The sequence below is a fragment of the Nostoc sp. LPT genome, from assembly GCF_017115165.1.
GTDB lineage: Bacteria > Cyanobacteriota > Cyanobacteriia > Cyanobacteriales > Nostocaceae > Nostoc.
Map to the genome: position 1 here is coordinate 1 of NZ_JABXKF010000013.1, position 15,880 is coordinate 15,880.

General features: G+C 42.6%; 10 protein-coding genes. 5 read left to right on the forward strand and 5 right to left on the reverse strand.

Annotated features, from left to right (window positions below; translation table 11 throughout):
* Positions 1–110: 110 nt before the first annotated feature.
* Together HWQ58_RS02430 and HWQ58_RS02435 are read right to left on the reverse strand one after the other, a co-directional pair.
* Entirely contained in the window at positions 111–5,543 is a 5,433-nt protein-coding gene (locus HWQ58_RS02430; protein ID WP_292857269.1) for a ribosome assembly protein 4, read from the reverse strand.
* Positions 5,544–5,735: 192 nt separating this feature from the next.
* Positions 5,736–7,091, reverse strand: a complete 1,356-nt coding sequence (locus HWQ58_RS02435; RefSeq protein WP_292857271.1) for an AAA family ATPase — start codon at positions 7,089–7,091, stop codon at positions 5,736–5,738.
* Positions 7,092–7,385: 294 nt separating this feature from the next.
* Here HWQ58_RS02435 and leuC point away from each other — a divergent pair, with 294 nt between their 5' ends.
* The 4 genes from leuC to HWQ58_RS02455 all read left to right on the forward strand — a co-directional run bounded on the left by leuC (position 7,386) and on the right by HWQ58_RS02455 (position 13,171).
* Positions 7,386–8,789 (forward strand): 3-isopropylmalate dehydratase large subunit, encoded by a 1,404-nt coding sequence (gene leuC / locus HWQ58_RS02440; protein ID WP_292857274.1) that lies wholly within the window; start codon positions 7,386–7,388, stop codon positions 8,787–8,789.
* 111 nt (positions 8,790–8,900) lie between these two features.
* Positions 8,901–9,509 (forward strand): 3-isopropylmalate dehydratase small subunit, encoded by a 609-nt coding sequence (gene leuD / locus HWQ58_RS02445; RefSeq protein WP_292857277.1) that lies wholly within the window; start codon positions 8,901–8,903, stop codon positions 9,507–9,509.
* A 1,041-nt stretch (positions 9,510–10,550) separates the two neighbouring features.
* A complete protein-coding gene (locus HWQ58_RS02450) occupies positions 10,551–12,095 on the forward strand; it encodes a calcium-binding protein (protein WP_292857280.1) in 1,545 nt (514 codons plus the stop codon).
* Positions 12,096–12,661: 566 nt separating this feature from the next.
* A complete protein-coding gene (locus HWQ58_RS02455; protein WP_292857283.1) occupies positions 12,662–13,171 on the forward strand; it encodes a DUF6174 domain-containing protein in 510 nt (169 codons plus the stop codon).
* Positions 13,172–13,640: 469 nt separating this feature from the next.
* Here HWQ58_RS02455 and HWQ58_RS02460 read toward each other — a convergent pair whose 3' ends face one another.
* Entirely contained in the window at positions 13,641–13,808 is a 168-nt protein-coding gene (locus HWQ58_RS02460) for an NAD(P)-binding protein (RefSeq protein WP_366837224.1), read from the reverse strand.
* A 385-nt stretch (positions 13,809–14,193) separates the two neighbouring features.
* On the reverse strand, positions 14,194–14,304 hold the full coding sequence (locus HWQ58_RS02465) for a tetratricopeptide repeat protein (RefSeq protein ID WP_292857286.1): 111 nt from the start codon (positions 14,302–14,304) through the stop codon (positions 14,194–14,196).
* A 41-nt stretch (positions 14,305–14,345) separates the two neighbouring features.
* On the opposite strand from HWQ58_RS02465, the gene HWQ58_RS02470 reads away from it, so the two are divergent.
* Positions 14,346–14,636, forward strand: coding sequence for a hypothetical protein (locus tag HWQ58_RS02470; protein ID WP_292857289.1), 291 nt, complete (start codon positions 14,346–14,348; stop codon positions 14,634–14,636).
* Here the strand turns inward: HWQ58_RS02470 and argJ are convergent.
* Positions 14,628–15,791 carry a bifunctional glutamate N-acetyltransferase/amino-acid acetyltransferase ArgJ gene (gene argJ / locus HWQ58_RS02475; protein WP_292857291.1) on the reverse strand — a complete coding sequence of 388 codons (1,164 nt, stop codon included), beginning with the start codon at positions 15,789–15,791 and terminating at the stop codon, positions 14,628–14,630. The genes HWQ58_RS02470 and argJ overlap by 9 nt on opposite strands.
* Positions 15,792–15,880: the final 89 nt, after the last annotated feature.

Genomic DNA, 15,880 nt, shown 5'->3' on the forward strand with positions numbered 1-15,880 from the left:
TTGATAGACCCCTGACATTGGATATCCCTCTTCTCATTAAATCTTATTATCTCATCTGTAGCCAGCTTTTAGAGAATTAGTATAACTTCATTTTTTTGCACAATGTCTCACTAATTCTGTAACTTCTTAAGTTCTGCATCTGTAAACGGATTCTTCCCCACCCGTAAATCTTTCACCCAGCGCTGCCGTTGTGCTTTACTATCTTTATCGTCAGTCTGGGCAATGTATGCTTCAAAGTCAGTAATCGCGCCTTGGGTATTGCCAGTCAGCGCCCTCGCCAGTCCCCGGCTGTCACGATTATTGCTATCGTCAGGTGCAAGGGCAAGGGCTTTGTCACAGGCAAATAACACATCTTTGGCATATCCTCGCAGACTACCTTGGCGACAAAGTGAGTTCCAAGAATCGGCAGGAATTTCCACGTTGGGATCTAACTTTTGGGCTTGTGCGTAATTTGCTAGTGCTTCCTTGACTTTACCCCCTTTCACAATTCTCTCTCCTTCTGCAATCAAACGTTCCGCGTTTCCTTTGTTAGCAAACTCTTGTGCTTTTATCTTGGGGTCAAATTTTAAACTAGGATTCCATTTGAAGGCTGTGTGAAAGGTCGCAACTGCATTATCAATATTGCCAGTTCTGGCTTCGTTTTCACCTTCTTGAACTAAAAACGGTGCTGCTGCTATTAAGTTAGATTTATTTTGGCAGACCTTTAGTGTTTCCAAGTCTTTGGGATTGGTGACAAGATAATCATTCAGCCATTGACAACCGCGAGACAACAGTTCATCCAGATTGTCAACCTGCCACACCCGCGCGGTCTTGTCAAATGAGGCGGTGAGAATGCGTTTGCCATCCGGGCTAAAACTGGCGCTGTTGACAGCTTTGGTATGCCCTTTGAGTTCGGCGATTTGCTTACCAGAAATGTCCCACACCCGCGCGGTGTTGTCTGCTGAGGCAGTGACAATGCGTTTGCCATCCGGGCTAAAACTGGCGCTGTTGACAGCTTTGGTATGCCCTTTGAGTTCGGCGATTTGCTTACCAGAAATGTCCCACACCCGCGCGGTCTTGTCATAACTGGCGGTAAGAATGCGTTTGCCATCTGGGCTAAAACTGGCGCTGTTGACAGCTTCGATATGCCCTTTGAGTTCGGCGATTTGCTCACCAAAAATGTCCCACACCCGGGCAGTTTTGTCATCACTGCCGGTGACAATGCGTTTGCCATCTGGGCTAAAACTGGCGCTGTTGACAGCTTTGGTATGCCCTTTGAGTTCGGCGATTTGCTTACTGGAAATGTCCCATACCCGCACGGTGTTGTCTACTGAGGTGGTGACAATGCGTTTGCCATCCGGGCTAAAACTGGCGCTGTTGACTCTGCTGGTATGCCCTTTGAGTTCGGCAATTTGCTTACCGTCAATGTTCCACACCCGCGCAGTTTTGTCATCACTGCCGGTGACAATGCGTTTGCCATCAGGGCTAAAACTGGCCCTGTTGACAGTTTCGGTATCCCCTTTGAGTTCAGCGATTTGCTTACCAGAAATGTCCCACACCCCCGCGGTGTTGTCTGCTGAGGCAGTGACAATGCGTTTGCCATCCGGGCTAAAACTGGCGCTGTTGACAGCTTTGGTATGCCCTTTGAGTTCGGCGATTTGCTTACCAGAAATGTCCCACACCCGCGCGGTGTTGTCTGCTGAGGCAGTGACAATGCGTTTGCCATCCGGGCTAAAACTGGCGCTGTTGACAGCTTTGGTATGCCCTTTGAGTTCGGTGATTTGCTTACCAAAAATGTCCCACACCCACGCGGTCGTGTCATAACTGGTGATAAGAATGTGTTTGCCATCCGGGCTAAAACTGGCGCTGTTGACATAGCTGGTATGCCCTTTAAGTTCGGCGATTTGCTTACCAGAAATGTCCCACACCCGTGCGGTTTTGTCTGCTGAGGCAGTGACAATACGTTTGCCATCAGGGCTAAAACTGGCGCTGTTGACTGGTTGGGTATGCCCTTTGAGTTCGGCGATTTGCTTACCAGAAATGTCCCACACCCGCGCGGTGTTGTCTGCTGAGGCAGTGACAATGCGTTTGCCATCCGGGCTAAAACTGGCGCTGTTGACAGCTTTGGTATGCCCTTTGAGTTCGGCGATTTGCTTACCAGAAATGTCCCACACCCGCGCGGTTTTGTCTGCTGAGGCGGTGACAATACGTTTGCCATCCGGGCTAAAACTGACGCTGTTGACATAGCTGGTATGCCCTTTAAGTTGATTTCGCTCGTGAATGTTGTCAAGAATTGTCTGTAAAGCTAACTGGGGGCTAGCAGCTGGATATTCTTCTAGTGGGCGACCATCTTTGACTAGCCTTTGCAATTCTTGTCCCACCTGCATTGCTGACAGTAATGATTCTATTTCTTGTGATGAAAAGTATTGCCAAGCTGTGATTCCTTGTCGTTCTAACCTTGTGCCTGTCTGCGCTTCATCCTTGAGGCGAGATGCTTGATTTGCCAGTACTCCGGCAATTCCTGCTAAAACAAAAGATATAAACATTACTCCTGAGCCAATACGAATCCGCTGTGTTGCCTTTCGGTTAGCCTCTGCCAAAATTGTCTTAGCCTGTTGAGATTGTTTTAGCTCCTCTTCTGTAAGCAGGCGTTGCTTTCTTTCCTTATCCAGTTCCGCCATCAACTCATTTAACTTTGGCTGCTGTTGCTGGCGAATAAACAAAGCTATGTAGTCATGCACCAGTTGATAACGGTCAAAAGGATTCTCTGGTAACAAAACCACCAAGCCAGATTTGACAACAATTTCTAAAACTAAATCTAATTTACTGATGTCAAAAGCTTCATCCCCCCTAGTTTCCGATCCCCCCGCCTGCGGCGACCCCCTTAAAAAGGGGGTGGAAGAAACTAAGCCCCCCTTTTGAAGGGGGGTTGGGGGGATCTTCACCGAGATGTATTGCTGCAAATCCCGTTCCAACTCAGGGCGAGTCTTGAGTGGGCGAGTTCCTTTTTCATCAGTGAGCAAATACAGCAACAACTCCGCCACCTGCTGATTCTCAACACCGCAATCATTAACAACTTCGTCCAAATAACGCTTAACCAATTCGTCCTTAGTGCCACGCTGCCGATATTCTGCCAGAGTTGTAATATTCTCCGTTTGCAGTTGCGCCCCCACAACCTGCAACTCAATGGGACGAACTTCACCCAATTCTCCGGCTAAATCTTGCACCAGTTGTTCAACTAAAACATCCTCTAAGTGAAAACTAGTATTTTCAGTTAAACGCTGAATAATTGACTTCGTATCAGCAGGTGAGAAATTCCCCAACTTGTAAAGCACATTATTACTGAGAATGTCATTGCCAATAATCTTCAGGCTGGACAAATCATTGCACTCTAGCAAGTAATGAATGTAATCCACCCGCAGCGATAAGATTACTTTCACCGATAGAACATTCAGACACTCTCCCAGAAACTCAAAGAATTGCTTCCTTTGTGCAGGTTCGGTGTAAACAAAGAAAAATTCTTCAAATTGATCGAAAATTAGGACTGTGCGTAGGTTATGCTGTTCGTTTTCTTTAAGTCTAGATATTAAATATTGCGGAGTTCCGAGTTCTGAGGTCGAACTTTGACCTTCTGAAGCTGAACGTTGACCTTCTGAAGCTGAACGTTGAGGTTCTGAGGCTGAACGTTGACCTTCTGAAGCTGAAAGTTGACCTTCTGAAGCTGAAAGTTGACCTTCTGAGGCTGAACGTTGACCTTCTGAGGCTGAACGTTGACCTTCTGAGGCTGAATGTTGAGGTTCTAGCTCTCTCTCATCTCCCTCATCCCTCTCATTTCCCTGATCTCTCCCCAAAAGCCTCCCCAATTCTTCCACCCAGTTGGTATAAACCCGCATTACCACCGGCAAATAATCTTGAATCCCGATCGCTTTATTCTTTAAAGCTGGCACTAATCCCGCATTCACCAAGGAACTTTTGCCCACACCCGATTGCCCATGAATTACTATCAGCTTATAATCAGGGCGACCCATGTGTTCAATCAAACGTTCTACATCCAATAGGCGACCAGATGCAGCAATTTCTGGGGCAATATTTCCTTGGGGAGAGTTTGAGCGCAATGTCTCTACAAATGCCTGTTTTGTAGCTTCTAACCTACCCGCACCAATAAAGGCCCGCAAACCAAATTGCTGTTCAATAGAACGCCGTTGCTGTTTGATTTTGTATGCTTTGAGATATTCTTTCTGCTCAAAATAAAGCTGCTGTAAAAACCTGAGAATATCCAAGTAAAGCCTGACATCTTCTAGGGGATTACCCACATCCCTAGCAGTTTCTAAGCTGAGAGTTGCCTGTTGAATTTGACCTAAATGGTATTGAGAACGACCTAAAATAAACTGATACAAGCTCAAATCTTTTGATTTTAAAACCCTTTCGGAAATCTCAGATAAAACCCCTGAGATATTCGCTGATTCCAGATTGGGAATCGCGGCAAAAACTTCCAAAGCTTGCTGAACAAGCTGATTTGCTTTCACCCAGTCTTTTTGAGCCAAAGCCACCTCAGCTAAAAAACCGTAATCCTTGGCTAATTCCCTTAGCTGGTTATTAGTTTGATGTACTACTAAAGCCTGTTCAGAAAGACTCTGCAACGTTTCCCACTTTTGCAAGTCCCGCAAAATATCACCGAATTTAATTGCTGTATTAGCAATTAAATCTGGATTGTGAAACAGGTTAATAAAATTTATATACTCTCGAATATAATACCAAGCCGTTTGCCAATCTGGATGATTGATATCTGGATTTTTAAAAGCTTTGAGATAATAACCAACGCCAATCTCACCGAGGATTATTGCTTGCCTTTCTAAATTATTACTTTCTTGCCAAAGCTCTAAAGCTTTTTGATAATGCTGTAACGCCAAATCTTTTTGATTATTTATTTGTTTGATAAAACCTAACAAAGATTCTAAATCAGCTTGAATTTCTAAATTATAAACATCTGGCTGATTAAGTAAATATTTTTGCGCCGTTTCTAGCTCGGTTTCCAGTTTAATATATACATCTACGCTAAATTTTAAGTTATTACTAAACCATTGATTAGCCGTTTCGATAATAAAGTCTACTAATTCCTGTGTTGATATGGCAAAATTTCTCGTAGTTGCCCAACTTTCCAAATCTGGCGCAAAGTGTATTAGTTGCTTGTAGATTTCATCGTCAATCCACAACACTAAAAGAGAAGCAAAATTCTTGCGAAACTCCTCCCGCACCTGATTAGCAGAAGTTAACATCACAGACAAATTCTGCACTGATTCCAAACCGACAACCATCACACAGGCTGGTATTTCTTCGCCGAATTCTTCCTGAATCGCACTATAAAGAGTTCTGTTCGATTGCTGCACCGCCAAGACACGAATTTCGACTTGACAAATTTCCCGTAATTTCTGGATGAGGCGATCGCGCAAGCTGACATAATTACACCGTGCCAAAATCAGCTTAAACTGTCCCACAGAGGACTCGATTGCCCAAGCTAATTGTTGCAGTCCCTTTTCATTTTCAGGTTGCTGTGAATCTGTCATACCAATTTGGAATTTTGGATTTTGGATTAAAAGAGCCAAGGCGAATAGCAGATGTAGGGTGTGTTACCGCCAAGCGTAACGCACTGAAAACCGGAGATGATGCGTTACGGAAGATGTCGGGTGTGTACCGCAAAGCATAACGCACCGGAAACCGGAGATGCTGCGTTACGGAAGCCGTAACACACCCTACCGTTAAGAAACGTTCAACTCTCTTGCTTCCGCCAAAACTGGATTAACATCAAACCAAGACTCGCCACCATCCCGATATTCAAACACAAACCGACTGCGGATCAGTTTTTGATATCCGTGGTCATCACTCACTTTTTTCCTTTCTTTGACATGACGTAACAATTGCCACTCATCATCAGAAATCGGTAACATTATTTCATTCCGCCGAGAACGAATCACTTGCTCTAAGGTTTCACGAGTTAGGGGAAGACTCATCTCTTCCATAATCCAGGTATTCAGCAGCCTCAGCACGTCCCGCACATGACCACCACTCATTTTACATAACCGCTCTAGGCTAGCAGCACTATCAAAAATCTCGGTAACTTTATTTAAACGCTCCTCTGGTGTCATGTCAGGAAAAGCTCTTGCTAGTATCATCTGCTGCATGAGTGCCATTCCCTCTACATGAACACTGCCATCAGTCCTTTGTACAGGTACCATTGGTAGCACCTTGGGATCTTCTGGGAAACGCTGGGTCAGCATTCCGTAATCATTGGAAAACTTTAAAGACAAGGGCATGGTATATATGAGATGACAATTCAGCTTTGTTAAAAACTCACCCTGATCGACAAATAAATATTCCTGCTGCGGACGACCCCAAGGTTTGGCACGATTATCTATGCGGTCAAGATTATCAACAATTACCACCAGACCATTTTTACCCTGCTGTTTGAGTTTAGCGATCGCAGGTTCCAATAATTCTTGATTAATCGCTTCTAGCAGCTTAGTTTTTTGCGGTGCTAAATACTGATTGAGTTTTTCGCGCAGGGTTGGGTCATTTTTCATCTTGGTAGTGATTTCACCAATGCCCACAGCCAGAGAAAGCTTTTCTTTTTCAGAGGTGACACCAAAATCGCCGACATTCGGAACCTTAACTTTTACCCCCGTCACCTCGGAGTTTAAGACTTTCCAAGCACCTTGCAGCAACTCATTAAACTTGTTGGGTGACTCTAGGGTAATTTTATCCAGACTTTGACTTACACGACGAGCGATCGCCAGCAACACATCAGCAATATCAACATCGGTCATTTCCAAGTCATCACTGGACTCAAAATAGACAACGTGGAAGCCTAACTTTTCCAGTTCTGCCTGTAATCGTAATAATTCTGTCGATTTACCACAACCAATATGTCCAGTAAATAAAGTGCAAGTGGGTTCATTCGGCTTAAAAAAAGTAATTTTCTGCTTCAGCTTGCCAAGAATATCACCACCTCGTACCGAGGAAAAATCTATATAATACTTGCCATCAGAGCTATTGTTGACAAACAGAGTTCTGCTGGGATCGCTAGCCTGATAAAATTCCCGTAAATCTATGGACATAACGTTGGTAGTGCAATTATCTCGTATTGTCTCAACATATCCTTGTGGAAAAGGATAAAGTTATTTACATCTTTGGATCTCAATATTTCGGAGAATTTTTGCTTTTGCTGCCTAAAAGGCGAGTAAATTACATTCGTAAATTCTCTGCGTACCTTTGCGCTTACCTCTGCCCTCCTCTGCGTTTAAATTTCATCCCTTAACTGCAAAGCTGTAAGTAATATTAAGCGATCTGCAAAAAACCAGACTATTTTTTGATACTATTTAAGACCGGACTCTTTAAATATTGATTGACCTATGAGCAAAGGTACCCTGTTTGATAAAGTTTGGGACTTACACACCGTTGGTACACTTCCCTCAGGCCTGACGCAACTATTTATCGGGCTTCACCTAATTCATGAAGTCACCAGTCCCCAGGCCTTTGCTATGTTACGCGAGAGAGACCTAAAAGTACTCTTTCCACAGCGTACCGTCGCTACAGTCGATCATATTGTACCCACAGAAAACCAGGCGCGTCCCTTTGCCGATACCTTGGCAGAGGAAATGATTCAGGCGCTCGAAAATAACTGTCAAGAAAATAACATAACTTTTTACAATATTGGTTCTGGCAGTCAGGGCATAGTTCACGTTATCGCTCCAGAACTTGGGCTGACTCAGCCAGGAATGACGATCGCTTGTGGAGATAGCCACACTTCCAGTCATGGGGCATTTGGTGCGATCGCATTTGGTATCGGTACTAGTCAAGTTCGGGATGTTCTCGCTTCCCAAACCCTCGCCCTCTCGAAACTGAAAGTCCGCAAAATTGAAGTTAACGGCACTCTTAACCCAGGAGTTTACGCCAAAGATGTCATCTTGCATATCATCCGCACCCTTGGCGTTAAAGGTGGTGTGGGCTATGCCTATGAATTTGCAGGTACGACCTTTGAGCAAATGAATATGGAAGAAAGAATGACTGTCTGCAATATGGCGATCGAAGGCGGTGCTAGATGCGGCTATGTCAATCCCGATGGTGTCACCTACGATTACCTCAAAGGCAGAGATTTTGCACCCAAAGATGCAGATTGGGATAAAGCAGTAGCTTGGTGGGAATCCATCAAGAGTGATGCAGATGCCCAATATGATAATGTGGTGGTATTTGACGCTGCGGAAATTTCTCCTACCGTTACCTGGGGCATTACTCCCGATCAAGGTATCGGTGTCAACCAGTCAGTACCTCAACCGGAAGAACTGCTGGAAGAAGACCGATTTATTGCCGAAGAAGCTTACCGCTACATGGATTTATATCCTGGTCAACCCATCAAAGGCACAAAAATAGATGTCTGCTTTATTGGTAGTTGCACCAACGGCAGAATTAGTGATTTGCGGGAAGCGGCGAAAATCGCTAAAGGTCGCCACGTTGCAGAAGGAATCAAAGCCTTCGTTGTCCCTGGTTCGGAAAGGGTGAAGGAAGAGGCAGAAGCTGAAGGACTAGATAAAATCTTTCAAGAAGCCGGATTTGAATGGCGCGAACCGGGCTGTTCCATGTGCCTAGCCATGAACCCTGATAAGCTACAAGGAAGACAAATCAGCGCTTCTTCCTCCAACCGCAACTTTAAAGGAAGACAAGGTTCCTCCTCCGGTCGGACATTGTTAATGAGTCCGGCGATGGTCGCCACTGCTGCGATTAAAGGCGAAGTTTCTGATGTGCGCGAGTTGTTGTAATTTCCAAAAGGGCATGGGGGATTGGGCATGGGGCATTGGTTATTCCCCTTGTCCCCTCATCTCCCTCATCCATTTTTCAACAGACTGTCATTGAAATAATAGATAAAATCTATGGTGAGTGAAGTTAAAACAGTTTCAGGGCGCGGTATACCCTTAGTGGGCAATGATATAGATACCGATCGCATCATTCCGGCGCGATATTTGAAAGCCGTTACCTTTGATGGGTTAGGTGAAGGCGCGTTTATTGATGACCGGACGGCACTTAAAGGTGAACATTCTTTTGACCAACCCCAGTACCAAGGGGCAAATATTTTAATAGTCAATCGTAACTTTGGCTGTGGTTCATCACGGGAACATGCACCCCAAGCGATCGCAAAATGGGGAATCCAAGCTTTAATCGGTGAAAGCTTCGCCGAAATCTTTTTTGGTAACTGTGTGGCAATGGGCATACCTTGTCTGACAGCCGATGCTGTTACTGTTAAACAACTGCAAGATTTAGTCGCTGCCAACCCTCAAGCTGCCGTAACAGTGAATTTGGAAACCTTGCAAGTGCAAATTGGTGATTACACCGCCCCAGTTGCGATCGGTGAAGGCACCAGAAGCACATTTATTTCTGGGACTTGGGATGCTTGCGGTCAGTTAGTAGCTAACGCTGACCAAGTTCAGGCAACTGCTGCAAAATTACCCTACGTGGGTTGGGGCAATTTAGCCGCAAGTTAGTATTCTCTCATTCCCTGAGTGATAGCTAGCTACGGTGTACACACAAGTCCTAAAAACCTAGCTTGATAAGACTTTTCTCGTTCTCGTTCCCAGTCTCCGACTGGGAATGCATTCATTGAGTCTCTGACTCAATGCCTGACTGGAGGCAGCAGCCCCTAATAAGCCATTCCTATACAGAGCATAGGAACGAGATAAACGAAAGAACAATCGGAAATCAAGCTTTTTTCGATTGTGTGTACACCGTAGTTCTCCCAAAGGGAGAGACTACACCAAGCGAGAAGCAAGTGGCGTTTGAGGAACAAAACCCAACATTTCCAGGGCTTTGTTGGGTTGCGCTTTGCTTAAGCCAACCTACAATTTTTCACAAAGCCAAGTGTATTACGATATCATCTGTCGAATTTACGTAACTCTAAAACCAAAATCTTGAATCAGATTAAAGTATTACATTTTACTCATTAGATAAATACTTGTTTGAGAGTAAATGCAAAAATAAATGCTCCAACTTTAGTAAAAACCCTGAGTCAATGACTAAATGAATTGATTTTTATTAGGTGCTTTTAAGTCACTAGTACTTATAAATACTTTGAATAAAAACTCACCATATTTTACAGATCAATACTCACTTATTAATACTAGTCAACGAATTAAGCAGTTGTCAGCAAAGTCACAATACGAATACGGCTTAGTATTTAATATGTCATTTCTTCAAAGCTACTTACATTTGTTTGGATTTTAACGAAAATAGTTCAATCAGTCAAAAGCTAGCTTGCAAAAGGCATTCACGAGCTATTCTTTCTTTTTAAGATGACGTGAAAAGTCAGAATACAGTCAGGTCTCTCTCTAAAACTTATAGTAAAGAAATTTTACAAAAACCAATCTTCTGCATAAAAGAAGAACATATCTCTGATTAATACTTAGCAGCTAAAAACTATAAGTTTTGTAGTTCGTAGACAGAAACTAGTACTTCCATACATTTCTTAAAAATGAAGTATTAGTAACTCATTGTTCACTTAGAGAAATTAAGAATTAGGAGTATTAATCATGGCAGTAAATTGGATTCCAGGCCCAGGGCCGACTAATGGAGCAGATGTAGGTATTAGTGATGCCGCTTCTGATAACTTCAATGGTTTGGGTGGAAATGACAGCCTTTATGGAAATGCTGGTAACGATCTGTTACAAGGTGGCGATGGTATCGACTATCTATCTGGTGGGGACGGGAATGATACCATAGTTGGAAATCGTGGAAACGACACCTTCATTGGTGGAAACGGCAACGATCGCTTGATCTGGAACAATGGTGATGGTAGCGACAGAATCAGTGGTAATGCTGGCTATGACGTGGTTGAGGTCAACGGCGCGGGTGTAGGAGACAACTTCCGCCTGGAACAAGATGCTCAAGGCAGAGCAATCTTTGATCGGCTGAACTTGGTTCCCTTCACTCTGACTGTAGACAGTGCAGAAAGGTTTGAAATCAATGGTGGGGGTGGTGATGACATCCTCGATGTCAACAACCTGTCAGCAACTTCGGTAAATGCGGTATGGTTCACAGGTGGGGCTGGAAATGATGTGCTGGATGGTAGTGGTACAGCGACACCTTTGAGAGCCTTTGGTGGTGAGGGTAATGACAGCTTGACAGGTGGTACTGGCAATGACAGCCTTTATGGTGATACTGGTAATGACCTGTTACGAGGTGGCGATGGTATCGACTATCTATCTGGTGGGGATGGAAACGATACCATAGTTGGAAATCGTGGAAACGACACCTTCACTGGTGGATACGGCAACGATCGCCTGATCTGGAACAATGGTGATGGTAGCGACAGAATCAGTGGTAATGCTGGCTATGACGTGGTTGAGGTCAACGGCGCGGGTGTAGGAGACAACTTCCGCCTGCAACAAGATGCTCAAGGTAGAGCAATATTCGATCGGCTGAACTTGGTTCCCTTCACTCTGACTGTAGATAGTGCAGAGAGGTTTGAAATCAATGGTGGGGGTGGTGATGACATCCTCGATGTCAATAACCTGTCAGGGACTTCTGTAAATGCGGTATGGTTTACAGGTGGGGCTGGCAATGACTTCCTGGATGGTAGTGGTACAGCGACACCGTTGAGAGCCTTCGGTGGTGAGGGTAATGACATTCTCTATGGTGGTGCTGGCAATGACAACCTCTATGGAGATGCTGGTAACGATACACTACGAGGTGGTAAAGGTAATGACATCCTGACTGGTGGTGCTGGTAGCGATCGCTTTGTATTCAACTCAGGTACTGGGTACAATAGTGCCGACCTCGGTGTAAATAAAATTACTGACTTCAGCAGCTATAGCGATAAAATTGTCCTCGATAAAACAACTTTTGCCGGACTCAATGATCTGTACCAAATTACAATAGTAGCTAATGATGCAGCAGCTGCAACTAGCTATGGACTCATTACTTATAGTCTTGGAACTGGCAACTTGTTCTTCAACCAAAACTCGATATCACCAGGCTTGGGGACAGGTAGTCTGTTTGCTAACATTGATAACGATAACAATCAATACACAACCCCACCATTATTATCAGCTACAAACTTTGAGATCGTTGCGTAAACATCTTCTCAAAATCCATAGAGAAGCTAAGGCATGTCTGCAAGCTTGCAGCTAAATCCAAATTAGCAATATTGATGATTGCTAATTTGGAATAATTGAATCCTCCTCATACTTCAAGTAAGGGGAGGATTATACAGCAGTTTTCTTTTGCATGAAGTATGAGGTTGCAAAGGCATAAGGCAGAAATCATACCAATTCAAAATTCAAAATGACGCTCGCAGACTCGCTCTAAGCGAAGCCATGCCGAAGGCTTTACGCTGCGCTAACAAAATTCATGCATTAAGAAAGCCAGACAGAACAAAGGTATGTCCGTATGTATCTGTCGCATTCTTTTTTAAAATTGGTATCGCTTTGGAAAAGGAGGCAATTTTGAGCGTTCAAAAATATTTCGGCAAAGTTATTAATTTATGTCTTGAAAGTTGGATTATGGATGGGCATTATTATAAATGCAGGTTTATTTATCTACAAAAGAATAATTAAAGGCTAAAGTTTATTTAAACAGCCTCAAAAGTTTAAACTTTCTGTACTATAATAATAGTTAGAGTTTGTACAAATAATCAATTAATATGCGTTTACCTATCATTATCAGTGCAACACTATTGCTATCTCTAGGTCTGAACCTAACAGCTATATCCGAAACTACCGCAGAAAAAGCTCAATCTCAAAGCCCAACGAATAATAGCTTGAATTCAAGACGTTTGAGATTTAATAAGCGTTTGTGGGAACAGGCAAATATTTATAATTATCGCATTACGGTTAGCAACAGTTGCTTCTGCATACCAGATGCTAGAGGGCCAGTAGTTATTCGAGTACGTAATGGTCAAACAACTTCAATCACCTCTGTAGCTACTGGGAAACCAGTTAATCCAGAATTCTTTCAAAAATACGACACAATTCCCGAACTCTTTAATGTGATTGAAGATGCTATCAACCGTAAGGCATCCAACCTGGATGTAGAATACAATGCTAAACTTGGCTATCCAACTAAAATTAATATCGATTACAATAGTCAAATAGCTGATGAAGAAATATTTTTGACAATTGAGGATTTTCAGGAACTTCAAACTAAACACTAAACTGATTACTTGCACTCAATCTCGACCAAAAATAGGGGTAATTTAGCAACTCCAAAGCGAGATTTAATACTTCAGTTTTACCCAAAAAGCTAATAGCAATCCAGTACGCTTGGGTTAAGGGTTACTGGTGTAGATAATTGGTCTTTCAAGACGCGATAAATCGCCTCTCTACATCTGGCTTTTGAGCTTATCCGAGCTGTATTGGATCGCTATTAGCTTTTCATAAAAATTAACAATTAGATTAAGTTATATTGATTGTGTGCGAAAAATTCTCAATTATTCAACGAATTTGTTGTGTTTGAGGGCTTGACTAAAAACAGTCACTTCTGATAGGCTCAAATTACTCGATAAGATTAGCGCTTCTTGTAATATGCGCTAATTGTGATAAAAGTAACTTTACTAATACCACACTAAAATTTAACTTTTTACAGATAGCTTAAAATTGTACACCCATTTGTGAAAATCATCATTAAGACCCATTTGCCGGACGAAATTCTTGGGCTTTTTCGTATACTTGAACCTCTATCCCTTGGCTTCTCAGTGCGATCGCAGCAGCCAAACCGCCTGGGCCAGCACCGACAATCGCAACTTTCTCTACTATGGGTTGGGATAATTTCTGAGTGAGATTTGTGTTCATATTATTAAGTCAGAATTCACTCTTGATTATAAATGTCAGGAAGTCTAGCTAGAAAAACCGCAGACTTTTTATCGTTACTATAGTAAATGATCTAATTATTATCTACGTGAAATATGGAAGAAAATTCTTAGCGTTAATAACTTCAGACTCATTTACCCAGCAAACGAAAATATTCGGTTCAGAAGAAGTAGAATTATTACTGAAGAGTACACCAATATTAACCAAGGTAACAGCTTCACAAGAGCGATTGCCCACAGTAAGGGCAGAGCTTATATCGTGTTCGGTTAAAGACTTATCATTAAGAAGGCAGTTCTTGCTGGGGGAGAAAGAATTTTCAGATTTTTGCACAGATGCAAGAATCATAACTAATCAGCCAAACATGATATTAGTTGTAAAAATCGAGTGCTTTTTGCTTTTCTCCTAAATTTTTGTAGACTTCACCAATGTTATTGAGTGTAATCGCAACACCTGCGCGATCGCCCACAGCACAATGCAATGTTTCTTATTAATATCGTGATGTTTGTGAGGAATGTTGCAATGTTTCGTATTAATATTGGAATGTTTGTAAGAAACATTCCAATGTTTGTGAGAAACATTCCAATGTTTGTGAGAAACATTCCAATGTTTCTTATTAATATCGTGTTTGCCGCTAGAAACCTCAAAAAGCTTAGAGGCATAGAATTGACCCTTATCTACGAGACGCTACACTCTTTCTTCAACGCCGAGCGCAATGAATCAAAAGCCCTCACCCTAATATTCCTCTCCCAAGCTTGGGAGAAGGGGTTGGGGGCAAATTTTGCACTTGTGCAAGAGGTCAAATCAAGTTGAGTATTTACCATTAATTTCTATATAACCCTCTGAAAGATCGCAACCCCATACGGTTGCAGAGGATTCGCCAATATTAAGACTAACATGAATATCTACTTTATCTTTAGACATAATTTGTCGTAACTGTTCTAGATTTTCCTCAGTTAAGCTACTAGGATAAACTTTCACATTATCAAAACGAATAACAACTCTTTCTGGATTTATCTGCTGTTCCTTTTCACATTTGCCTATAGCCATAGCAACTCGTCCCCAATTCGGATCTGCTCCATAAACAGCAGTTTTTACTAATGGTGAATTTACAATTGCTTTCGCTACTGTTTTAGCTTGTGCATAGTTAATCGCTGAATCTACAGTCACCTCAATTATCTTAGTAGCACCTTCTGCATCTCGTGCAATTTTCAGGACTAATTCCTGTGCAACTTCTTGCAATGCACTAGCAAAATCTAGTTCTGAAACTTCACCGGCTATTCCATTAGCTAGAATCACAGCAGAGTCACTAGTAGAAGTGTCAGTGTCTACACTCAGGCAATTAAAGGTTTTATCTATAGTAGAGCGAAAAATAGAACGAAGGTTATTTGCAGAAATTGCAGCGTCAGTAAAAAAGAAAGTTAGGAGGGTAGCCATATTAGGCTCAATCATGCCAACACCTTTGGCAATTCCTACTAACTTGGCATTTCCTATTTGCCGTGTAGCTAGTTTCGCTACTGTATCAGTGGTCATAATACCACGAGCGGCGGCATGAAAATCAGCATCAGTCAATTTTTTGCCCAATCCTAATAAACCAGCCCGAATTTTTTCAATAGGGTAACGTCTGCCAATTACACCTGTAGAAGCTATCACAATATTATGTGCAGCAATTCCAGTTTCAGTTGCAACTAATTGCAGAACCTCTTGGGCGTCAGCTATGCCAACAGAACCATTAGCTACATTTGCATTTTTAGATATAATGACAATTCCTTGTGCTTGTGAATCTTTTAAGTTATCGCGGCTAATAGTAACACTTGGCCCAGCAAAAAGACTTTGAGTGAAGACTCCATCTGCAACACAAGGAACTGATGATTTAATAAATACAAAATCATCAGTTGTATCTCGTATTCCCAAATTAGTGATGAATGCACTAAAACCTTCAGGTGTGGAAGATATAGTTAATGGCATTTTTTGATATTTAATAATTTGGTTTAATTATCTCATATCATGTCCGGATAATCGCTTACGATAAAAGTAGTGAGTGCAAAGATGAGTAA